We start from the raw sequence: 22,391 nt of genomic DNA on the forward strand, positions 1-22,391 counted from the left end.
CACGCGGGGTCGTTCATTGCAAGATGATGAGGGTTCGACACTTATGAGGTCAATATGCCGCTTCCGTCGGTCGATAGAAGATTTCTATCGAAGGCATGGGCCGTCGCCAGCAGACGGGCCTCGTGCAACAGGCCGGAGACCAGCGGAGTAAAGGGCTCTCGGTGAGTGGCGACCAGTCCCACAAGGTGTTCAGCATCCGGCGCGGTGATCGGGATCATGCGGATTTCTTCCCCGAAACCGAAGGACTCGGCCACGTTTCTCGGCATGATCGAGGCCCATTTGCCGGTGCGGATATGCGAAAAAAGCACGATCATCGAATTGGATTCGAGCGTCGGCTTCGGCGCCACACCAGCATCCGCCATGTGCTGGTTGATGATGCGGCGGTTCTGCATATCGGCGGTCAACAGGCAGAGACGCAGGTCCGCCACCTCGCTCCAGGTGACGCTGGAGCGATCGGCAAGCGGCGTTCCGACACCGGTGATCAGGTGATAACGTTCGGAATAGAGAGGCACGCTGGTGACGCGGCCAAGCGGCTCATTGTCGAGATAGGTGATGCCGGCATCGATCTCGAGATTCTCCAGCAGGCTCAACACCTGCAAAGAGGTGCGCGACAGAACGGAAAAGGTCACGTCCGGATGCCGGGCCTGGAAGGGTTCGGTGAGTTTCTGCACCATGGCAAGCGCAGTCGGAATGACGGCAAGCCGGATATGACCGGCAAGACCCCGCCGCGCCGCCCGCATTTCCTCGCGCATGGTCCTGGTATCGCCGACGATGCGGCGCGCCCATTCGAGCACCCGCTGGCCCTCCGGGGTCAGGCCGAGAAAGCGGGAACCACGCTGCACCAGCATGACGCCGAGCTGCTCCTCAAGTTGCCGGATACCGGCCGAGAGCGTCGGTTGGGTTATGCCGCATTCTTCCGCCGCGCGGCCGAAATGCTGCTGGCGGGCAAGCGCGATGAAGAATTCCAGCTTGTCGATCATGTATCCCGCTCTTCCAACGCCCTTCAGGCCAAAGGCTCAGCGATAGCTTCAGCCTCACCCTCAGCCTCAGGCTTCGGGCCACAATACATCTTGTAGAGCACAGAGATCAGTTCGGCGAGCTGGGGATCTGCGATCCGGTAGTAGATCTGCCGGCCGCTGCGCCGCGTCTGGACCACCTCATCGCTGCGCAGCCGCGCGAGCTGCTGGGAGACCACCGCCTGCTGGATGCCGAGGAACTGCTCGATCTCGCCGACTGTCTTCTCGCCCTGGCAGAGGATGCAGAGCATCAACAGACGTGTCTCATGGGAAAGCGCCTTCAACAGTGCGCTCGCCGCGCGCGCTTTCGAAAGAAAGTCATCGAGATCCTGTGGCGTAAGCGGCGGCGTTTCGGTCATGACGCATCCAGTATCGGGGCTGTGGGGAAGAGGCGGTGAAGGGCTGTCCATACTCCGAGCATGCAGGCTGAAGTGGCTACAAAGCGATGGCGTCGGCGCGCTCCTTCAGAAGCGATGCACTGCGGTTCAGGGCGCTGTATTCCTCGTCGTCGAGATCAGGGAAGAGATCGGCAAGAACCCCTTCGGCACCGACCACACGCGGGATCGACAGCGCAACGTCGCGCACTCCCGCCACCTCGGGCGTGGATATCGACACGGAAAGCACGTCGCGCTGGTCGCGGGCGATCGCCTTGACGATCCGGGCAAGCCCGGCGCCGATCCCGTAATAGGTCGACCCTTTACCGTTGATGATTTTGTAGGCCGCGTTGCGCACCCCGTCGTCGATCTGCGCCCGCACCTCTGTGGTCAACGGCGAGCCGACTTGCGCAGCAAAGGAGGAGAGCGGCACGGATCCGGCGCGCGCGCTCGTCCAGGCGAGGACCTCGCTGTCACCATGCTCGCCCAGCACATAGGCGTGGACCGATTGCGGCGAGATGCCGAGATGACGGCCGATCAGGCTCCGGAATCGCGCCGTATCGAGAATGGTGCCCGAGCCGATCACCCGGCGCGGATCGATGCCGGACAGACGCGTTGTGATCTGGGTCATCACGTCAACGGGATTGGACGCGATCAGCAGGATCGCATCTGGCACCACCGGCAGCACCTCAGCGAGCACAGCCCGGAAGACGGCGGCGTTGCGCTCCAGCAGTTCCAGACGGGTCTCGCCCGGTTTCTGGCTGACGCCGGCGGCAAGGATGACGACTCCTGCCCCTTCGAGATCACGATAGTGGCCGGAATTGACGACGGTCGATGACATGAAGGGCACGGCATGGGCAATGTCCTCGGCCTGCGCTACGGCAAGCGCTGCATTCTGATCGATCAGAACGATCTCGCTCGCAAGGCCCATGAGCGCCAGCGCATAGCCCGCCGAACTCCCGACCATTCCCGCACCGACGATGCCCACCTTCATGACGTGATCTCCCCTGCCGCCACAACTGCGGTTTACAGACTTCGGTTATCTCACTGGCAGGAGATCGGTTGCAACCGCTTTTGCAATGCGACCAGCGGGAACCCAAACCGCAGAATCCGCGTGACGCCCCCACATCACCTCTGATTAAATGCCGCAGATGAACGGGTGAGCGGCCCCAGGGAGAGAGAATGCGACGACTGCCCGCACTATCGGCGATGAAGGTGTTTGAAGTGGTTGGCCAGACCCGCAGCTTCACGCGCGCCGCCGAGCTGCTGCACCTGACGCAAAGCGCGGTCAGCCGCCAGGTCCGCAATCTCGAAGACCAGCTCGGCGAGCCACTGGTGATCCGTCGGCACCATTTTCTCGACCTCACGCCGTCAGGCATGGAACTGCTCGCAGCCCTGCAGCAGGCGTTCCACAATGTCGAGCTGACCGTTCGCAACATCACGGAGAGGAGCAATCCGCAGAGACTGAGGGTGAATGTCCCGCCGACCTTTGCCAAGCGCTGGCTGATGCCGCGCCTTGCCAGCCTGCGCAGTTTTCTTCCCGGCATCGATCTGAGCATCACGACCGATCTGAATGACAATCTGGCCGAACGCGGCATTCTCGACTGTGCCATCCGCTTCGGTGATGGCGAATGGTCGGCGATGAAATCCGAGCGGTTGATGACGGAGCGGCATATTGCCGTCTGCGCGCCACAGCTTCTGGCGCCGGGCACGGGGAGCGTCGCGGTCGATCTGTCGAGCCTCACCTTCCTGCATGTCCTGGCCTCGGCCGATCAGCGTTACCTGACATGGCAGCGCTGGCTGGACGCGGCGGGCCTTGGCCAGACCGACACCCGCGGCGGCCTCGAATTCGACCTGCTGGATCTGGTGATCGAGGCGGCCTGCAACGGGCTCGGCGTGGCCGTGGCAGATCGGTCCATGGTGGCACCTTTGATGCAGGCCGGGCATCTGGTGCAGGTGCTGGATGTCGAGGTGGAAGGACACGAATCCTACTGGCTGGTGACACGGGCAGACCAGCCCGCCTCCGGCCATGTGAGAGCCTTCCATGCCTGGCTGCGCTCGGAACTCACCGCCGGCGACCTGCCGGCCCTGCGTCTCGCGACAGGCTGAAACATTCGAAAAACGAATGTTTCGACCGAGAATAACTCGCTTGCGAAGCAGTGGACCCAGCGCCCTACTGGCGGCAGAAATCCGCCGTCGGAGCGACTGCCATGTCCATATTGCGCAATTTCATCGGTGGTTCCTTTGGAGAACCCGGCTCGCCCGAGACGATCGAGGTGCGCAATCCGGCCACCGGCGAGGTCTTCGCCGCAGTGCCCTGCGCAACCGAGGCGGAGGTGATTGCCGCAGTTCACCATGCGGCGCTGGCCCAGAAGTCCTGGGGCCGGCTTCCGGCGATCGAACGCGGCAACGCGCTGCGCCATCTGGCCGATATCATCGAGAAGAATGCCCGCCGGATCGGCGAGGCACTGGCAAAAGAATCCGGCAAGAGCCTGGCTGATGCCACCGGCGAGGCGATCTACGGCGTCGAACTGATGCGCTATCACGCCGAATGGGCGCGCCGCATCGAGGGCGAGGTGATAGAGAGCGACACCCCCGACGAGACGCTGATGCTCAAACGCGCGCCGATCGGCGTCGTTGCCTGCCTGATCCCCTTCAACTTCCCTGTTTACACGCTGGTGCGAAAGATTGCCCCGGCGCTGATTGCCGGCAACGCCGTTGTCGTTCGCCCGTCGAACAACACGCCGACCTCGGCCTTCGTCATTGCCGAATGCATCGCCGAGGCTGGTCTGCCCGCAGGCCTCGTCAACATCATGACCATGAGCCATGAGGTGGCGGAGGTCATGTGCAAGCGCCGCGAAGTCGGCATGATCACGCTGACCGGAAGCGTTGCGGCCGGCCAGGTCGTGCTCGACTACTGCAAGGCCAACATCGCCAAGCCTTCGCTGGAGCTGGGCGGCAAGACACCTGTCATCGTCGAGCCGGATGCCGATCTCGATGTGGTGACGAAGAGCGTGCTGGCAGCCAAGACGGCGCATTGCGGCCAGGTCTGCACCTCGGTGGAACGTCTCTACGTGCACGCCTCTATCCATGGGACATTGCTCGCAAAACTGAAAGACGCCTTCGAACGCCGTCTCTATGGCAACCGAGCGGAAGACCCGACCCACATGGGACCGCTCGCCAATGCGGCGGCGCGGTTGAGGGTGCATCACATGGTGGAGCGGGCCAAGGCCGAAGGAGCCGTGATCGAGACGGGCGGCTACCTGCCGGAGGGGGACGGCTATTTCTACCCGCCGACACTGCTGTCAGACTGCCGCCAGGACATGGAGATCGTCCAGGAAGAAGTCTTCGGACCCGTTCTGGCGGTCATCCCCTATACCGATTTCGACGAGGCGCTGGCCATGGCCAGCGACCACCAGTTCGGCCTTGCCTCGGTGGTCTTCTCCGAAAACTATCGCAAGGTGATGAAGGCGGCGAACGAGATCGAGGCGGGCGAGCTCTACATCAACCGCTTCCCCGCCGATCCCTACCAGGGCTACCACGCCGGCTGGAAGCGCTCCGGCCTCGGCGGCGACGACGGCAAACACGGCATGCTGGAATTCACCCAGACACGCCTCGTCATCCTCAAACACTGATTTTTGCGCGCCACCAAGGGGGCATCCATGAAGATCGCATCGCTGAAGACACACGTCGTTGCAACGCCTGCCCCCCATATCGGCGGCATGTACTGGATCTTCGTCGAGCTGGAGACGGCCTGCGGCATCACGGGCGTCGGTGAAATCTATTCGACCGCCTTCCACCCCTCAGGCATTGCGATCCTCGTCGAAGACGTCTTCAGCCGTTATCTGGAAGGTCACGACCCGCACCAGATCGAGCGCTTCTGGCGCGCGGCCTATTCGAGCGGTTTCACCCAGCGACCGGATCCAACCATGGTCGGGATCATCTCCGGTCTCGAAATTGCCTGCTGGGATATCATCGGCAAATCGGCCGGCCGGCCGGTGGCCGATCTTCTCGGCGGCACCGTGCACGAAAAGCTGCGCGCCTATACCTATCTCTATCCGAAGAACGCCGCCGGCGAATACGACTACAACGACCCCGACCTTGCGGCCGAAGAGGCGATCCGCATGGTCGATGCCGGTTTCACCGCGCTGAAATTCGACCCTGCTGGCCCCTATACCAACTATTCCGGACATCAGCTGTCGCTTCCCGTCATGGATCGCTGCGAGGAGTTCTGCGCGAAGATCCGCGATGCCATCGGCAACCGCGCCGATATCCTCTTCGGCACCCACGGCCAGATGGTCCCCTCCTCCGCGATCCGGCTCGCCAAGCGGCTGGAGAAATATGATCCGCTGTGGTTCGAGGAACCGGTGCCACCCGGCCAGGAAGCGGCGATGGCGGAAGTCGCCCGTGCCACCTCGATCCCGGTATCGACCGGCGAGCGCCTGACGACGAAATACGAATTCCAAAGAGTATTGCAGCTTGGCTCGGCCTCCATCCTGCAGATGAATGTCGCACGCGTCGGCGGCTTGCTGGAGGCGAAGAAGATCGCCGGGATGGCCGAGTCCTTTTATGCGCAGATCGCGCCGCATCTCTATAACGGCCCGGTCGGGGCAGCCGCCTCCATACAACTCGCGGCGACCTGCCCGAACTTCCTTATCCACGAGGCGATCATGGATTTTGGCGGTTTCCACGCCGAGGTGCTGAAGGTGAAGCTCGGCTTCGACGACGGTTATCTCATCCCCTCGCGCGAGCCGGGCCTGGGCATCGAGTTGAACCACGAGGTCATCGCCCGCCACACGCCCTACACTGGCGACCGCTTGCATCTGCAGATGGCGCCCGAACCGATTGATATCAAAGCCTTCGCGCCGGCCAAGGGTTGATGACACCGATGGAGTTCGATTTCGTCGTCGTCGGTGCCGGTTCGGCCGGCTGCATCGTGGCCAGCCGGTTGAGCGAGAGCGGACGCTACACGGTTCTCCTGATCGAAGCGGGCGGGGAGGACAAGTCCTTCTGGTTCAAGATTCCGGTCGGATACGCCAAGAGCTACTACAATCCCAAGGTCAACTGGATGTATCGGACGGAGCCGGAAGCCGAGCTCGGCGGCCGGCGCATCTATGCGCCGCGTGGCAAGGTGCAGGGCGGCTCGGGTTCGATCAACGCCATGATCTTCGTGCGCGGTGACCGGAGCGATTTCGACGACTGGCGGGCCGCCGGCAATCCCGGTTGGGGATATGATGATGTGTTGCCCTATTTCCGCAAGCTCGAAACCCATGCCCGCGGTGAGAGCCACTGGCACGGTGGCAAGGGGCCCATTCACATAACCCCGATGCGCGGCGCGACCCACCCCGTGAGCGATGCCTTTCTGGAAGCCTGTGGCGAGCTTGGCCTGCCGGAAAATTCTGACTTCAATGGTGCGACCGTCGAGGGTGCAGGTGTCTACGACATCAACACCCGGCGCGGCCAACGCTCTCATTCGAGTGCGGAATATCTGCGGCCGGCCTTGCGCAAGGGGTCCGTGAAGATCGAGCGCAATGCCCTGGCGAGACGGATCGTTCTCGGCCCCGATGGCACCGCGAGAGCCGTCGAAGTCCTGAAGAACGGCCAGACGCGGACATTTCGCGCGCGCCGCGAAGTTATCCTCAGCGCCGGCGCCGTCGATACGCCGAAACTTCTGCAACTGTCCGGCATCGGGGACGGCGCGCTTCTCTTCGCCCACGGCGTCCGAACACAGCACCACCTGCCAGCCGTCGGGCAAAACCTGCAGGATCATCTGTGCGCCAGCTTCTACTACCGTTCGAAGCGCCCCACGCTGAACGGTGATTTCGGCACTCTTCTGGGCCAGGCGAAGTTCGGCCTCACCTATCTGCTGCGCCGAAGCGGCCCCTTTGCGATGAGTGTCAATCAGGCTGGCGGCTTCTTCCGTGGGCGGCCCGAGGAAGCACGTCCGAATATCCAGCTCTACTTCAATCCGCTGTCGTACCGCATCCCTGACAATCCCCGCGCGGGGCTGACGCCCGAGCCCTATCCCGGCTTTCTGATGGCCTTCAATGCCTGCCGCCCGAGCAGCCGGGGATCAGTCGGTATCGCCTCAGCCGACCCATTGGCAGCGCCTCTGATCCGACCCAATTACCTGACGACGGAACACGATATCGGCGAAGTCCTGCAGGGCAGCCGCCTGATGCGCACCATCGCGTCCGCACCTGCACTGCAGGCCTGGATCGAAGACGAAGTCTCCCCCTCTGGCAGTGCAGATAGCGATCGAAAACTGCTTGAGTATTTTCGCCATAACAGCGGTTCGATCTACCACCTTTGTGGCACCTGCCGCATGGGCCCGGACGCGACCCGATCGGTGGTAGACAGCCGGCTGCGTGTGCACGGTCTGTCGGGCCTTCGCATCGTCGACGCCTCGATCTTCCCCAACATCACGGCCGGCAACATCAATGCCCCGACCATGATGGTGGCGGAAAAGGCGGCCGAGATGATTCTCGAAGATCATCGCTGAGGTCGCCAAACGACAAAAGCCGGATCAGAGATCCGGCTTCATCGAATGCTGTTGTTTAGAACGCGCTCAGGCCGCGACCAGAACGCCGTTCAGGTTGGTCAGTTCAGCCAGGTACTGCTCAAGGCGGGTACGATGCTCGTGATGCTCGACGCCGTCGAGTTCCTTGCGAGCTTCATCGATCCGCTTGGTGAGCGTGTCAGGCGCAATCTCGGCAAGCGGCACGGCCGATTCGGCGAGCAGCGTGCAACCGGTCGGAAGGACATCGGCGAAGCCGCCGAAGACGACATACTTGGTGACCTGACCGGAGGCGAGCTTCACGCTGATGATGCCCGGCTTGATCGTGGTCATGGTCGGCGCATGATTGGCCATGACGGTCATTTCGCCATCCGTTGCCGGAATCACGACTTCGCTCACCTGGGCGGAGAGCAGCAGACGCTCGGGCGAAACGAGCTCAAAATTGAAATTGTCGGCCATGATCGTTCACTCTCTCATGAAGGGAGGAGCGGCACGCGAGGATCACCCCGCGTGCCGACGTTCCATTCTCAGGCGGCTTCTGCAGCCAGGCGCTTGGCCTTTTCGATCGCTTCGTCCATCGAGCCGACCATGTAGAAGGCGGCTTCCGGAAGATGGTCGTAGTCGCCGTTGACCAGGCCCTTGAAGCCCTTGATCGTGTCTTCGAGCGCAACCAGCTTGCCCGGCGAACCGGTGAAGATTTCAGCAACGAAGAACGGCTGCGACAAGAAGCGTTCGATCTTACGGGCGCGAGCAACCGTGACCTTGTCTTCTTCGGACAGTTCGTCCATCCCGAGGATGGCGATGATGTCCTGGAGCGACTTGTAGCGCTGCAGGGTCGTCTGGACCTTACGAGCAACTTCGTAGTGCTCTTCGCCGACAACCATCGGGTCCAGCATACGCGAGGTCGAGTCGAGCGGGTCAACAGCCGGGTAGATACCCTTTTCAGCGATCGAGCGCGACAGAACCGTCGTTGCGTCCAGGTGGGCGAACGAGGTGGCCGGAGCCGGGTCGGTCAAGTCGTCGGCGGGAACGTAGATGGCCTGAACCGAGGTGATCGAGCCCTTGGTCGTGGTGGTGATGCGTTCCTGCATCTGGCCCATGTCGGTGGCGAGCGTCGGCTGGTAACCAACGGCCGACGGGATACGGCCGAGCAGAGCCGACACTTCGGAACCTGCCTGGGTGAAGCGGAAGATGTTGTCGACGAAGAACAGAACGTCCTGGCCCTTGTCGCGGAAGTCTTCAGCGATCGTCAGACCGGTCAGAGCGACGCGAGCGCGGGCGCCCGGCGGTTCATTCATCTGGCCGTAAACGAGAGCAGCCTTGGAGCCTTCGCCACCGCCGTGCTTGTTGACGCCCGATTCGATCATTTCGTGGTAAAGGTCGTTGCCTTCGCGGGTACGTTCACCCACGCCAGCGAAGACAGAGTAACCGCCGTGCGCCTTGGCGACGTTGTTGATCAGTTCCATGATCAGAACGGTCTTGCCAACGCCTGCGCCGCCGAACAGGCCGATCTTGCCGCCCTTGGCGTAAGGCGCCAGAAGGTCGACGACCTTGATGCCGGTGACCAGGATCTGGGCTTCGGTCGACTGTTCGACGTAAGCAGGCGCTTCCTGGTGGATAGCGCGCTTGGAAGCGGTGACCAGCGGACCGGCTTCGTCAACCGGCTCGCCGATGACGTTCATGATGCGGCCGAGCGTTTCCGGACCGACCGGAACCGAGATCGGAGCGCCCGTGTCGGAAACCGGCTGACCGCGAACCAGACCTTCGGTCGAGTCCATCGCGATCGTGCGGACCTGGTTTTCGCCGAGGTGCTGCGCGACTTCGAGAACGAGGCGGTTGCCGCCGTTGTCGGTTTCCAGCGCGTTCAGGATCGGGGGCAGTTCGCCTTCGAATGCGACGTCGACGACGGCGCCGATGACCTGCGTGACCTTGCCGAGAGCACCGGCTGCGGAGTTGACCGCCTTAGACTTGGGGGTAGCTGCCTTAGCCATGTATCTTACCCTCTTTCCTTAACCTCAGAGCGCTTCCGCGCCCGAAATGATTTCAATGAGTTCCTTGGTGATCTGGGCCTGACGCTGACGGTTGTAGGACAAGGTCAGCTTGTTGATCATTTCACCAGCATTGCGGGTCGCATTGTCCATGGCGCTCATCTTGGCGCCCATTTCACCAGCGACATTTTCGAGCAGGGCCCGGAAGACCTGAACCGAAATGTTGCGCGGGATCAGATCCGTAAGGATCGCCGACGCATCCGGCTCATATTCGTAAAGCGCCGTCGCGCCGCTTTCGGAAGCTGCAACCGGCGGAGCGGCCGGAACGAGCTGGAGAGCGGTCGGGACCTGGCTGATCACCGACTTGAACTCGGCATAGAACAGCGTGCAGACGTCAAACTCACCGCGATCGAACATGCCGATGATCTTGCGACCGATGGCATCCGCATCCGCGAAGCTCATGCGCTTGACTTCGCGCAGGTCGACGCGTTCCACGATCATGCTGCCGAATTCGCGACGCAGGCTGTCAAAGCCCTTCTTGCCGACGCAGAAGATCTTCACCGTCTTGCCGGCGGCCAGCAGCTTGCGCGCATGGTCACGGGCGAAACGCGAGATCGACGAGTTGAAGCCGCCGCACAGACCACGTTCAGCCGTGCAGACGACGAGCAGATGCACGTCGTCCTTGCCGGTGCCCGTCATCAGGCGCGGTGCGCTATCGTCCGTGCCGACCGCCTGAGCGATATTGGCCAGGACGACGCCCATGCGCTGCGAATAGGGACGCGCAGCCTCGGCCGCTTCCTGAGCGCGACGCAGCTTCGCCGCGGCGACCATTTTCATCGCCTTGGTGATCTTCTGCGTCGCCTTGACGGAGGCGATCCGGTTTTTCAGATCCTTAAGTGAAGGCATCCGTTATCCGTCCTTGGCTTGAGCCTGAATTAGGCGAAGTTCTTCGCGAAGGTATCGAGAGCGGCCTTGAGCTTGCCCTTGGTATCGTCGCTGATCGCCTTTTCGGTGCGGATGGCGTCGAGAATCGCCTTGCCTTCCGAGTGGAGGTAGGAGAGCAGGCCCTGTTCGAACTTGCCAACCTGGTTCACGGCGATCTTGTCGAGATAACCGTTCACGCCGGCGAAGATCACGGCAACCTGTTCTTCCGTCTTGAGCGGCGAGAACTGCGGCTGCTTCAGGAGTTCCGTCAGGCGCGCACCACGGTTCAGCAGGCGCTGGGTGGCGGCATCAAGGTCGGAACCGAACTGGGCGAAGGCGGCCATTTCGCGATACTGGGCGAGTTCACCCTTGATCGAGCCGGCAACCTGCTTCATCGCCTTGACCTGAGCGGCCGAACCGACGCGCGAAACCGACAGACCGACGTTAACGGCCGGACGGATGCCCTGGTAGAACAGGTCGGTTTCAAGGAAGATCTGGCCGTCGGTGATCGAGATCACGTTGGTCGGAATGAAGGCAGACACGTCGTTGCCCTGGGTTTCGATGACCGGCAGAGCAGTCAGCGAGCCGGCACCGGCAGCGTCGCCCATCTTGGCAGCGCGCTCAAGCAGACGCGAATGCAGGTAGAAGACGTCACCCGGATAAGCTTCGCGGCCCGGCGGACGGCGCAGAAGAAGCGACATCTGGCGGTAAGCGACAGCCTGCTTGGACAGATCGTCATAAGCGATCAGGGCATGCTTGCCGTTGTCGCGGAAGTATTCGCCCATCGCGCAACCAGCGAACGGTGCGAGGTACTGCATCGGAGCCGGGTCGGATGCGGTCGCGGCGATGATGATCGAGTACTGCAGTGCGCCGCGCTCTTCGAGCACCTTCACGAACTGGGCAACGGTCGAGCGCTTCTGGCCGATAGCGACGTAGACGCAGTAAAGCTTGTCATTGTCGGCGCCGCTGTCATGCACGGCCTTCTGGTTCAGGAAGGTGTCGAGAATGATCGCGGTCTTGCCGGTCTGACGGTCACCGATGACGAGCTCGCGCTGGCCACGGCCAACCGGGATCAGAGCGTCGATGGCCTTGAGGCCGGTCGACATCGGCTCATGAACCGACTTGCGCGGGATGATGCCCGGAGCCTTGACGTCAACGCGCGAACGCTTCGCGGCGTTGATCGGGCCCTTGCCATCGATTGGATTGCCGAGCGCGTCAACAACGCGGCCGAGCAGTTCCGGACCGACCGGAACGTCAACGATCGCGCCGGTGCGCTTGACGATGTCGCCTTCCTTGATGCCGCGGTCGGCACCGAAGAGAACCACACCGACGTTATCGGCTTCGAGGTTGAGCGCCATGCCGCGGATGCCGCCCGGGAACTCGACCATTTCACCGGCCTGGACATTGTCGAGGCCGTAGACGCGGGCGATACCGTCACCGACGGACAGAACCTGACCGACTTCAGAGACTTCCGCCTCCTTGCCGAAGTTCTTGATTTGATCTTTCAGAATTGCGGAAATTTCCGCGGCGCGGATATCCATCAGCCAACCTCTTTCAGTGCAAGCTTAAGGGTGGAAAGTTTGGTGCGAAGAGACGTGTCGATCTGGCGGGAGCCGACCTTGACGATCAGGCCGCCGAGCAGGGAGGGGTCGACCGTGACAACGATCGAGACTTCCTTGCCGGTAACGCTCTTCAGCGCCGCCTTCAGTTCAGTTTCCTGCTCAGCCGTGAGGGCATGAGCGGAGGTGACATCGGCCGTGACCTCACCCTTGTGACGGGCAACGGCCTGGCGATAACCAGCCACCATGCCGGATACGGCAAACAGGCGGCGATTGCCGGCGACGACCTTGAGGAAGTTCAGGACCAGCGCGCTGAATCCGGCCTTTTCGCCGATCGCGGTGATCGCATTAACCTGATCCTCGGCCGTAAAAACGGGCGACAGGACAAGGCGCTTCAGATCGGCGCTCTCATCGATCATCGCCTGGAAGCGGTTGAGATCAGCCGAGACGGCGTCCAGCGCACCGGCTTCGAGCGCAAGCTCGAAAAGCGACGATGCGTAACGCTCGGCCACGCCAGAAATCACTTGGGATGCGTCTGCCACGGGCAAAAAATTCCCTGATCTTGACCCAGGATGTCCGACACCTCGAGAGAGGCAGGACAAAGCCCTGAAATCGTTTTGTTTTCCTCAAAAACGCGAGCCTTCTTCGCTTGCGTTTTCCGAATTTCGCGGTTCGTCTAGCATAGCGTATCCAGACTCGCAACACGCGTATTAACGGTTTGCTCCTTCAGAGCAAGGCCTGGGACCGAATTTTGTCCGGATCTGCGTCAAATTGGCGGGATCCCGCGCAGTTCGAACGGGAAAGCGGATCTTCACGTCAGACCAAAGACATAAGCAAGCGGGAGAGCAGCAAGCACCAGCTCTACAACCAGAAGAAGCATATTGCGCCATGTGCCCCCATGGTCGGACATGATGGACAGGATGCGGGCGAAGGCTGCGAGCCCGATCGCAGCACCGAAGGCGAGATAGACGGTGGGTTGGGCGAGAAGCAGTGCCGTGCCGGAAAAGCCGACGATCAATCCGCCTGCAGAACGGGTCGCACCTAAGCCTTCCGGCCGATCGCCGGCGATGGCAAGCCCAAGCAGTCTGAGCGTGAGACCGGGAGCAAACAGCACGAAACAGCCGATGAGAGCAGCGGCGGCCGCAGCAAGGAACGCCAGCTGCTCGCCGGTTTCGGTCGGAAAATAGAACTCCATGAGAGATCCCGATATGAATGAAGTCGCGCGGCTTATGCCACGATTCCACAGCGCACGGTATCGCCCTTCAGCACTTTTCTTGTCTCAGACCGGCAGGGCAATGTCAGAGGAAGCTCTGCGGATCGACATCGACCTGCACCTGGATCGAGCGACGCTCCTTCGGCCCCCTCTCCAGAAGAGCGCGCACGAAGGTCTGCATGTCGCTGCTCCGGCGCCCATGCACGAGCAGGCGAAAGCGGTGTCTTCCCCGGATCAGCGCCAACGGCGCTTCCGCCGGGCCGAGGATGGTAATGCCCGGTTCGACAGGTGCCGTTTGGCGCAGTGCCCGGGCGTGGCCTTCGGCTTCCGCTCGCGTATCGGCCGACACGATGATCGACACCAGCCGGCCATAGGGGGGAAGTTGCGCCCGCTCCCGCTCGATGATCTCGCGCTCGTAGAAGGCAGAAGCGTCACCGGAGACGAGTGCCTGCATCACCGGATGCTGCGGCTGGAAGGTCTGCATCAGCCCCAGGCTCTTGCGCCCCGTCCGCCCGGCGCGGCCGGTGACCTGGGACAGGAGCTGGAAGGTGCGTTCGGCCGCGCGTGGGTCGCCGTTCGACAGGCCGATATCGGCATCGATGATCCCCACCAGCGTCATCAGCGGAAAATTGTGACCCTTGGCAACGAGCTGTGTGCCGATGACGATATCCGCCTCGCCATTGGCGATCGCCTCCAGCTCAAGCCGCAATCGCTTGACCCCGCCGAGATCGGACGACAGCACCAGCGTGCGCGCATCGGGAAAGTGTTTTTCGACCTCTTCCGCGATCCGCTCGACGCCCGGACCGCAGGCGACGAGGTGGTCGAGCGTCCCGCATTCGGGGCAGGCATTCGGGGTCGGCTCGTGATAACCGCATTGATGGCACTGGATCTGGCCACGAAAGCGATGCTCGACCAACCAGCTTGAGCATTGCGGGCATTGGAAGCGATGACCGCAGACCCGGCAGAGCGTCAGCGGCGCATAGCCGCGCCGATTGAGGAAGAGCAGCGCCTGCTCTCCCCGCTCGACTGCCTTGCCGACCGAGCGCAAGAGGATCGGCGAGAGGAAGCCGCCGCGCTCCGGCGGATGCCGACGCATATCGATCAGATGCAGGTCCGGCATCGCCGCATCGGCAAAGCGCGTCGGAAGATGGATGCGCTTGTAGCGGCCTGCAATGCAATTGACCTGGCTCTCGACCGAGGGCGTCGCCGACACCAGGACTACAGGAAAGTTGGCGATGCGCGCCCGCACGACGGCCATGTCGCGCGCATTATAGAAGACGCGGTCCTCCTGCTTGAAGGCGGGGTCATGCTCTTCGTCGACGATGATGAGGCCGAGGTTCTCGAACGGCAGGAACAGCGCCGAGCGGGCACCGGCGACCACGCGGATCTCGCCGGTTGCCGCCTGGCGCCAAACCTTTTCGCGCGTCCGTGTCGCAAGATCCGAATGCCATTCGCCGGGTTTTGCGCCGAAGCGATCCTGGAAGCGCTCAAGGAAGTTGGCGGTGAGCGCGATTTCCGGCAGCAGGATCAGCACCTGCTTGCCCTGCTTCAGCGTTTCCGCGATCGCCTCGAAATAGACCTCCGTCTTGCCCGAGCCGGTGACGCCGTCGATCAGGGAGACGGAGAAGCCACCATTGCGGATCTGCTCGCGCAACGCGTCTGCGGCCTCCAGCTGCGGCCCGGCCAGGCGATGCTCGGCATAATCGGGGTCGGGGGCAGCGACGATCGGTGGCGGCGGCAGGAAGACCTGTTCGAACACACCCTGCTTGGCGAGACCGTCGATGACGCTGGTCGAGACGCCGGTGGCATGCGCAAGGCCACTCTTGGTCCAGGACAGTCCGTCGCCAGCGAGCGCCAGAACCTTTTGCCGGGCCGGCGTCATCTTCTCCGGCTGATAGCCGCTGTAGCGCAAGCCTTCGATCATCGGCTCCGGATCGAGGGCCGCCGGTGCGCGCAGGGCCATGCGGGCGACGTAGCCGGGCGGAGACAGCGTGTAAGTGGCTACCCAGTCGAGAAAGCTGCGCATGTCCCGATCAAGCGGCGGGCAATCGAAGACTTTCGTGATCTCCCGCAGCTTCTTCGGATCGACGGTGGAACCATCTTCGCCGTCCCAGACGATGCCGACCACCTGGCGGGGCCCGAGCGGCACCTGGACGATCGCGCCCGGCTCCACGATGGCGCCATCCGGCACGGCATAGCTATAGGCCGTGGGTGCCGGCATGGGCACCAGCACCGGCACGACCTTGCGGCGCGGACTGTCGAAGAGTTCGCCGAAAAGGGTGTTCGAATCGTCCTTCATCGGCGTGCAACTTGCCCCCGTCGGCCGGGAAAGGAAACAGCCGATTGTTGGGGTTGAAGCGGTTCGACAGCGAAAGGTGACAGCAAACGTTAGGCTTTCGGTAACCCTCTCAAGCCATCGTGGGCGACGAGGACCTCTCAACACCCAAGGCTTCATTGTGATCCCGGCAGACGAAAGACTTCTTGGCGAGCGGGCAGCGTGGCTCGACAGGCTGGGCGCGGAACGCCGCCTGGCCGGCAACACGCTGGAGGCCTATGAGCGCGATACGCGCCAATTTCTGCAATTTCTTTCGGGTTACATCGGCGGGACCGTGCGCGTCGACGATATCAAGGACCTGAGGCCGGCCGATCTGCGCGCCTTTCTGGCCTCGCGCCGCAAGGAGGGCGCCGGTGCCCGGTCGCTCGGCCGGCATCTCGCCGGACTTCGCTCTTTTCTGCATTTCCTCGAGCGCAAGGGCCTCGTCAATGCCGCCGGCGCCTCGGCGGTACGGTCCCCCAAGCAACCGAGGTCGCTTCCCAAGCCGCTGTCCGGCAGCCAGGCCATCACCGTGGTCGACCGAGCCACACAGATGAACGAGGAGCCCTGGATTGCCGCCCGTGACGCCGCCGTCCTCTCTCTTCTCTATGGCTGCGGCCTGCGTATCTCCGAAGCCCTCGACCTGACGCCCTCCGCCTTCCACGCCAAGGCCACCAGTCTGCGTGTCACCGGCAAGGGCGGAAAGACGCGGCTGGTGCCGCTCTTGCCTGTTGTCGGCGAGGCCGTTGAAACCTACCGCAAGCTCTGCCCCTATCACCTCGACGAGGCGGAACCCCTCTTTCGCGGCGCGCGCGGTGGCAAGCTGCAGCCGGCAATCATCCAGCGGGAGATGCAGCGCCTGCGTTCGGCGCTCGGCCTGCCGGACTCGGCGACGCCCCATGCGCTGCGCCATTCCTTTGCCACCCATCTCTTGGGAAGCGGCGGCGACCTGCGCACGATCCAGGAACTGCTGGGCCACGCCAGCCTGTCGACGACGCAGATCTATACGGGCGTGGACAGCAGGCGGCTGCTGGACATCTACGACCGCGCGCATCCGCGCGCGTGATGCCGGTGTTAACCACGATCATTAAGCCAACGTGAGGATCGGCACTTCTATTGTCCCGATCCACACAGGAGACATCATGAGCACGCAACCGTTCTTCCCGCTGCGAACCCGTCTGCCGCGCCCGTCGGCGGCGGATGCGCTTGTCTGGCTCGCGGGTGCGCTGCCGCTCCTGCTGCTTGTCGTGCTGATAAGCACCCTCCTAACCCTCAGCCCTGCCCATGCGGCGACGGATACGAGCTGCCACGGCCACAACCTGCTGGTCGCCATGGAGAAGGAGAATCCTGCGGAACTGCAGAAGATCCGCGACGAGGCAGCAAAGGTTCCAAACGGCAAAGGCATCTTCTGGAAGATCGAAAAGCCGGGCGTGGCGCCGTCCTGGCTGCTCGGCACCATGCATGTGACCGATCCGCGTGTCCTGACCATGCCGCCCGGTGCCCGCGAGGCAGCGGCGGCCGCCGATATCGTGGTGATCGAATCGGACGAGGTTCTCGACGAGCAGAAAGCTGGCGCGACGCTTCTGATGCATCCGGAACTCACGATGTTTACCGATGGCACCAGCATCAAGGATCATATCGATGCCGAAGACCTGAAGGCATTGGAGGCTGGCTTGAAGGAGCGCGGGTTGGCGCTCGGCACGGTGTCGCGGATGAAACCCTGGATTCTTGCCAGTTTCGTCGCCCTGCCCGCCTGCGAAATGGCGCGCAAGGCGGCAGGTGCCTCCTTCCTCGACAAGCAGATCGCCGAAGACGCCGTCAAGGCCGGCAAGCCGGTCGCTGGGCTCGAAACCATGGTCGAGCAGTTGCAGGCCATGGCCGATTTGCCGTTGAACTTCCATTTCGAGGCTCTGATCGAGACGATCGCGCTCGGCGACAAGATGGAAGACGTCACCGAAACGATGACCGAACTCTACCTCAACGGCGACGTCGGCATGACCATGCCCATGTTGAAGGCCGTCGCCCCGATGCCCGAGACCGGCGCCGAAAACGGCTACGCCGCCTTCGAGGATCGCATCGTGCGGGACCGCAACATCGTCATGTCCAAGGGGAGCCTGCGGCACCTGGAAAAAGGCAATGCCTTCATCGCCGTGGGTGCACTCCATCTGCCGGGAGAGGAAGGGCTCGTCGAACTCTTCCGCAAGCAGGGCTTCACGGTCACGCAGGCCGGACGTTGAGCCGACAAGCCGCTTAGGCCATCCGCGCCAGCATGGTCCGGACGATCAGCTTGTGGAACGGCGTGATGAGAAAGATATAGATCCGCCCGAAGAGATTGTGTCGCTCGACCAGTGTTGTGACGGCAAGCTTTCGCGCCTGAGCACCGGCAGGCGTGACATCCAACACGATCCTAAAATTCAGGTGCCTGTCGTCGAAGCCGAGTACGACCTGGTCGTCACGGGCGCTGACCACCGGGAAAGCCCCGACAGTCTCGCCATCGGCGACACCGAGTTCGGCGGATTTCAAGCCGAACAGAACAACGATGCTGTTTCGCAGGGCAAGAAGCAAGGCGATCCAGCGCGGTGCCCGCTCGAACATCGCTCGGGCGAGATCGAGAGCCTTCGCTTCGGGATCGAAGATGGTTACGGTGTAACAATCGGCCCAGTTCGCCAAGGGCAGTGCCCGGTGCGGCAGAGTCACGGATTCGGCGGATATGTCAGACATGCGCGCCCCAAGATCCGGCGACCTCAGGGCGCCGCGTTTCACCCTTTCGTCATACGCTGTGCGACGGAGGTCTTCCAGTAGAACTGGTGCACCAGCACTGCGGCAATGTGAACCACGATCAGTGCCCACATCAGCAGCTTCAGCGGTCCGCCATGGACCTCGCCGGCGACGTCGTTGCCGAAATAGTATTTGCCGATGCCGCTGAACGGCAGGAGGATGAACAGCGCATAGAAAGCCCAATGGGCCACTTTTGAGGCAAGCCGCAGGATCGGCGGCTCCTCTTCAGGCGCCGCCGGGGCACCACGGATCAGGCGCACGGCAAGCCGAATGAGCCCAAGACAGAGCACGGTGATGCCGAGATAGGCGTGGAGATTGGCGGAGGAGAGGTCTTCGGCCGAGGGGACTTCTCCGCGCTCGTAAGCCTCGACGGCTTCCTCCATCGCATCGGCAAAGAGCAGGTTGAAGAGGATGAGGAGGGCCATCGCCCAGTGCAGGGCTTTCTGGAGGATGGAATAGGATGTCGGCGTCATCGCGGGCATGGGTTTGCCTTTCGTCAATTGGGAAAGAGGCAGTGCCTGCATATGATAAAGGCCGCCGCTTGGGGGGCAAGCGACGGCCTTCAATCTTATCAAAATATCATGGCGGACCATTCCAGATCCGCAACAGTTTACATGTGCAGCGGCTTGAAGAAGGTCGCGAGCGCGGCTTCCTTCACGGCTTCCGACATGGTCGGATGCGCATGGCAGGTGCGGCCGAGATCTTCCGACGAGCCACCGAACTCCATCAGGACGGCGGCTTCGTGGATCATCTCGCCGGCGCCGAGGCCGATGATGTGAACGCCCAGGACGCGGTCGGTGTCTTTGTCGGCAAGCACCTTCACAAAGCCGTCCATGGCCTGCATGGCGCGAGCACGGCCATTGGCCGTGAACGGGAACTTGCCGACCTTGTAGGATACGCCTGCGGCCTTCAGCTCTTCCTCGGTCTTGCCGACGGAAGCCACTTCCGGCTGGGTGTAGACGACGCCCGGAATGACGTCGTAGTTCACATGGCCATGCTGGCCGGCGAGGATTTCGGCGAGTGCCACGCCTTCGTCTTCCGCCTTGTGGGCGAGCATCGGGCCCTTGACCACGTCGCCGATGGCATAGATGCCGGCGACATTGGTGCGGTAGTGGCCGTCGATCTCGACGCGGCCACGATTGTCGAGCGCAACGCCTGATTCTTCGAGGCCGAGACCAGCCGTGTAAGGCTTGCGGCCGGTGGCGACGAGCACGACATCGGCGTCAAGCGTCTGGGCTTCACCGCCCTTGACCGGCTCGAACGTGACTTTGGCGCCCTCGCCGGACTTCACCACGCCGGTGACCTTGGCCCCGAGGTTGAATTCCATGCCCTGCTTGACCAGCATGCGCTGGAACTGCTTGGAGACTTCGCCGTCCATGCCGCCGAGGATCGTGTCGAGATATTCGATGACGGTCACCTTGGCGCCGAGGCGCGACCAGACCGAGCCGAGCTCAAGGCCGATGACACCGCCGCCGACGACGATCATCTTCGCGGGCACCTTGTCGAGCGCGATGCCACCGGTCGAGGACACGATGACCTTCTCGTCGATTTCGACCGCCACGCCCGGAATGCCGGCGACATCCGAGCCGGTGGCGATGACGATGTTCTTGGTCTCGAGAACCTGGACTTCACCGGCGTCGTTCGTGACTTCGACCTTGCCGGCACCGAGGATCTTGCCGGTGCCCTGGATGCCGTCGATCTTGTTCTTCTTGAACAGGAAGGAGACGCCCTCAACGTTCGACTTCACGGTCGCATCCTTATGCGCCATCATCTTCGAAAGGTTGAGGGTCGGTGCGCCGACTTCGACGCCGAGATCCGCCATGCCGTGGGCGGCGTGGTGGAAGACTTCAGAGGCGTGCAGCAGGGCCTTGGACGGGATGCAGCCGATGTTGAGGCACGTGCCGCCATAGGTGGCGCGCTTCTCGACGACGGCAACCTTCATGCCGAGCTGCGCTGCCTTGATCGCGCAGACATAGCCGCCGGGGCCGGAGCCGATAACGATGACATCATAAGACATGAGAGCTTCCTTCGTTTTCGACGGTTACCGACCGCCGCTGACATTCAAGATGGCACCCGTCACATAGGATGCCTGAGGCGAGAGGAGATAAAGAACGCTGTCGGCCACTTCGTCCGCCGTTCCCGGTCTTTGCATGGGAACGATGGGGGCGAGATCGCGCGCCCTGTCCGGCAGGCCGCCGGATGCGTGAATTTCGGTATCGATGATGCCGGGACGGATCGCATTGACGCGTATGCCCTCGGTTGCGACCTCGCGGGAGAGCCCGACGGTGAAGGTGTCGACTGCAGCCTTCGCAGCCGCGTAGTCGACATACTGTCCCGAACTCCCGAGGACCGCAGCCATGGACGAGATATTGACGATCACGCCGCCCTGCCCGCCATGCTTTGTCGACATGCGCTTCACGGCTTCCGTGGCGCAGCGGATCTTGCCGATGACATTGACGGCGAACATCCGGTCGAGCCGCGCCCGGTCGAAGTCCTCAACCCGCGCCGTCTGATCGACGACACCGGCATTGTTGACCAGAGCGGCCAACCGTCCCAGACGATCGGCGGCGACAAAGATCGCCGCGATGCCGTCTTCCGTGGCGGTATCGCCCTGCACGACCTCGGCATTGGCTCCCAGAACCCGGCAATCGGCAGCAACCGCTTCGGCGGCGGACGCGTCAGAGCGGTAGTTGACGAGTAGGTCATAGCCCTGTGCTGCCGCCTTGCGGCAGATGGCGGCGCCAATGCCACGACTGCCGCCGGTCACGAGAAGGAGGGGACGACCGCTCATGACGCACATCCTTTGAACTCGAAAACATCCCAAGGGCCGCTTTCCATTCCCTTGCCGACGGGCGACGACAGGACAGCCGGCCCAAAGCCGGGCAGAAGAAGGGCGTCGGGTGCATTGGCACCTTCAGGCGGCAGAAGATCCACATGTCCGGTCTTGGTATCGATACCGTAGATGATCCCCTTCCAGACCGTGCAGGCCGCAAGATCGGCACCCGTCACGTCACCCTCCGGGCAGTTGTACATCAGCATGCCCACAGGCCTTTCGATCTCCGGGTCATACATCACATGACCGTCGAGTCTCGCCTTGCCGATTGTCGCCGAAAAACCATGGGTAACGGGCGTGTTCTCGCCACTGGCGGCGGCGAAGACGAGTGCGACCCCCGTCTCCGCTTCGCGATAGGTGGCTTTCTCAATCAGGCAATCAGCAGCGGAAGCGGCGTTCGAGAGCACAAGCGCAGCAGCAAGAACCGATGCGGAAAGCGTCGCGCCCATGCCGCACCTCAAAACGCCAGCGCGAGGAACATCAGGCCAAGGCCGACCATGGATCCCAGCCAGACGAGCGAGCGAATATAGGGGATCCCGGCCAGATAGAGGGGATAGTAGACGACCCGCCCAAAAAACCAAACGATCGCACCGGTGAGACCGAGACCCGAGATTTCGCCGGTATAGAGGAGGCCAGCCGCAAGCGCGACGAAGGCCGGATAGGTCTCGCGGAAGTTCGAGGACGCCCGCGCGGCACGGCCGGCAAGTTTCCCCACCGGCTGCTTGTTGTCGTCACGAGGGCCGGCATTCCACGCAGACCCCAGTTCCTTAGTCGCGAGCACGCCCTGTAGAAGGACATGCGCGATCAAGAGAACCACGCTCCAGGCAAGGAGCAGGACGAGCGGAGAGGTGGAAGCGGATACCGGCTCCATCGTG

The 22,391-nt window shown here is 62.6% G+C and carries 22 protein-coding genes; 6 read left to right on the forward strand and 16 right to left on the reverse strand.

The features are described 5' to 3' along the window. Positions 1–41: 41 nt before the first annotated feature. From DMY87_RS09875 to DMY87_RS09885, 3 genes are all read right to left on the reverse strand, one after another. The gene (locus DMY87_RS09875; RefSeq protein WP_110791143.1) at positions 42–980 is read right to left on the reverse strand and encodes a LysR family transcriptional regulator; all 939 of its coding nucleotides are present in this window, start codon (positions 978–980) and stop codon (positions 42–44) included. A gap of 23 nt (positions 981–1,003) precedes the next feature. Then, on the reverse strand, positions 1,004–1,375 hold the full coding sequence (locus DMY87_RS09880) for an ArsR/SmtB family transcription factor (RefSeq protein ID WP_110791144.1): 372 nt from the start codon (positions 1,373–1,375) through the stop codon (positions 1,004–1,006). Between the two features lie 76 nt (positions 1,376–1,451). Continuing rightward, positions 1,452–2,384 (reverse strand): L-lactate dehydrogenase, encoded by a 933-nt coding sequence (locus DMY87_RS09885; RefSeq protein ID WP_110791145.1) that lies wholly within the window; start codon positions 2,382–2,384, stop codon positions 1,452–1,454. 188 nt (positions 2,385–2,572) lie between these two features. Here DMY87_RS09885 and DMY87_RS09890 point away from each other — a divergent pair, with 188 nt between their 5' ends. From DMY87_RS09890 to DMY87_RS09905, 4 genes are all read left to right on the forward strand, one after another. After that, positions 2,573–3,499: a LysR substrate-binding domain-containing protein gene (locus tag DMY87_RS09890; RefSeq protein WP_245408875.1), complete on the forward strand. Its 927-nt coding sequence runs from the start codon at positions 2,573–2,575 to the stop codon at positions 3,497–3,499. A 101-nt stretch (positions 3,500–3,600) separates the two neighbouring features. Then, the gene (locus DMY87_RS09895; RefSeq protein WP_110791146.1) at positions 3,601–5,025 is read left to right on the forward strand and encodes an aldehyde dehydrogenase family protein; all 1,425 of its coding nucleotides are present in this window, start codon (positions 3,601–3,603) and stop codon (positions 5,023–5,025) included. 27 nt (positions 5,026–5,052) lie between these two features. After that, positions 5,053–6,270: a mandelate racemase/muconate lactonizing enzyme family protein gene (locus tag DMY87_RS09900; protein ID WP_110791147.1), complete on the forward strand. Its 1,218-nt coding sequence runs from the start codon at positions 5,053–5,055 to the stop codon at positions 6,268–6,270. An 8-nt stretch (positions 6,271–6,278) separates the two neighbouring features. Continuing rightward, positions 6,279–7,892 carry a GMC family oxidoreductase gene (locus DMY87_RS09905; RefSeq protein ID WP_110791446.1) on the forward strand — a complete coding sequence of 538 codons (1,614 nt, stop codon included), beginning with the start codon at positions 6,279–6,281 and terminating at the stop codon, positions 7,890–7,892. A gap of 66 nt (positions 7,893–7,958) precedes the next feature. Here DMY87_RS09905 and DMY87_RS09910 read toward each other — a convergent pair whose 3' ends face one another. The 7 genes from DMY87_RS09910 to DMY87_RS09940 all read right to left on the reverse strand — a co-directional run bounded on the left by DMY87_RS09910 (position 7,959) and on the right by DMY87_RS09940 (position 15,890). After that, a complete protein-coding gene (locus tag DMY87_RS09910) occupies positions 7,959–8,366 on the reverse strand; it encodes a F0F1 ATP synthase subunit epsilon (RefSeq protein ID WP_062282344.1) in 408 nt (135 codons plus the stop codon). Positions 8,367–8,434: 68 nt separating this feature from the next. Beyond that, positions 8,435–9,898: a F0F1 ATP synthase subunit beta gene (atpD, locus tag DMY87_RS09915; RefSeq protein WP_110791148.1), complete on the reverse strand. Its 1,464-nt coding sequence runs from the start codon at positions 9,896–9,898 to the stop codon at positions 8,435–8,437. Positions 9,899–9,922: 24 nt separating this feature from the next. Next, positions 9,923–10,801: a F0F1 ATP synthase subunit gamma gene (locus DMY87_RS09920; protein WP_110791149.1), complete on the reverse strand. Its 879-nt coding sequence runs from the start codon at positions 10,799–10,801 to the stop codon at positions 9,923–9,925. A gap of 29 nt (positions 10,802–10,830) precedes the next feature. Next, the gene (gene atpA / locus DMY87_RS09925; protein WP_110791150.1) at positions 10,831–12,360 is read right to left on the reverse strand and encodes a F0F1 ATP synthase subunit alpha; all 1,530 of its coding nucleotides are present in this window, start codon (positions 12,358–12,360) and stop codon (positions 10,831–10,833) included. Then, the gene (locus tag DMY87_RS09930; RefSeq protein ID WP_110791151.1) at positions 12,360–12,926 is read right to left on the reverse strand and encodes a F0F1 ATP synthase subunit delta; all 567 of its coding nucleotides are present in this window, start codon (positions 12,924–12,926) and stop codon (positions 12,360–12,362) included. The genes atpA and DMY87_RS09930 overlap by 1 nt, the downstream gene beginning before the upstream one ends. Positions 12,927–13,189: 263 nt before the next feature. Beyond that, positions 13,190–13,573 (reverse strand): AGROH133_08824 family phage infection protein, encoded by a 384-nt coding sequence (locus tag DMY87_RS09935; RefSeq protein WP_110791152.1) that lies wholly within the window; start codon positions 13,571–13,573, stop codon positions 13,190–13,192. Positions 13,574–13,676: 103 nt separating this feature from the next. Next, positions 13,677–15,890: a primosomal protein N' gene (locus DMY87_RS09940; RefSeq protein WP_110791153.1), complete on the reverse strand. Its 2,214-nt coding sequence runs from the start codon at positions 15,888–15,890 to the stop codon at positions 13,677–13,679. A gap of 157 nt (positions 15,891–16,047) precedes the next feature. On the opposite strand from DMY87_RS09940, the gene DMY87_RS09945 reads away from it, so the two are divergent. Both DMY87_RS09945 and DMY87_RS09950 read left to right on the forward strand, forming a co-directional pair. Then, positions 16,048–16,971, forward strand: a complete 924-nt coding sequence (locus tag DMY87_RS09945) for a tyrosine recombinase XerC (RefSeq protein ID WP_110791154.1) — start codon at positions 16,048–16,050, stop codon at positions 16,969–16,971. A gap of 76 nt (positions 16,972–17,047) precedes the next feature. After that, the gene (locus DMY87_RS09950; protein WP_110791155.1) at positions 17,048–18,142 is read left to right on the forward strand and encodes a TraB/GumN family protein; all 1,095 of its coding nucleotides are present in this window, start codon (positions 17,048–17,050) and stop codon (positions 18,140–18,142) included. A 13-nt stretch (positions 18,143–18,155) separates the two neighbouring features. On the opposite strand, the gene DMY87_RS09955 is transcribed toward DMY87_RS09950, so the two are convergent. From DMY87_RS09955 to DMY87_RS09980, 6 genes are all read right to left on the reverse strand, one after another. Next, positions 18,156–18,626, reverse strand: a complete 471-nt coding sequence (locus tag DMY87_RS09955) for a DUF2867 domain-containing protein (protein WP_110791447.1) — start codon at positions 18,624–18,626, stop codon at positions 18,156–18,158. Between the two features lie 38 nt (positions 18,627–18,664). Beyond that, positions 18,665–19,165, reverse strand: coding sequence for a cytochrome b (locus DMY87_RS09960; RefSeq protein WP_165826198.1), 501 nt, complete (start codon positions 19,163–19,165; stop codon positions 18,665–18,667). A 128-nt stretch (positions 19,166–19,293) separates the two neighbouring features. Beyond that, positions 19,294–20,700, reverse strand: coding sequence for a dihydrolipoyl dehydrogenase (gene lpdA / locus DMY87_RS09965; protein WP_110791156.1), 1,407 nt, complete (start codon positions 20,698–20,700; stop codon positions 19,294–19,296). Between the two features lie 24 nt (positions 20,701–20,724). Further along, the gene (locus DMY87_RS09970) at positions 20,725–21,474 is read right to left on the reverse strand and encodes an SDR family oxidoreductase (RefSeq protein WP_110791157.1); all 750 of its coding nucleotides are present in this window, start codon (positions 21,472–21,474) and stop codon (positions 20,725–20,727) included. Further along, the gene (locus DMY87_RS09975; RefSeq protein WP_110791158.1) at positions 21,471–21,965 is read right to left on the reverse strand and encodes a hypothetical protein; all 495 of its coding nucleotides are present in this window, start codon (positions 21,963–21,965) and stop codon (positions 21,471–21,473) included. Before DMY87_RS09975 ends, DMY87_RS09970 begins: the two co-directional genes overlap by 4 nt. Positions 21,966–21,973: 8 nt before the next feature. After that, positions 21,974–22,387: an MAPEG family protein gene (locus DMY87_RS09980; protein ID WP_110791159.1), complete on the reverse strand. Its 414-nt coding sequence runs from the start codon at positions 22,385–22,387 to the stop codon at positions 21,974–21,976. Positions 22,388–22,391 lie beyond the last annotated feature (4 nt).

Source organism: Peteryoungia wuzhouensis (assembly GCF_003205195.1).
Lineage (GTDB): Bacteria > Pseudomonadota > Alphaproteobacteria > Rhizobiales > Rhizobiaceae > Allorhizobium > Allorhizobium wuzhouense.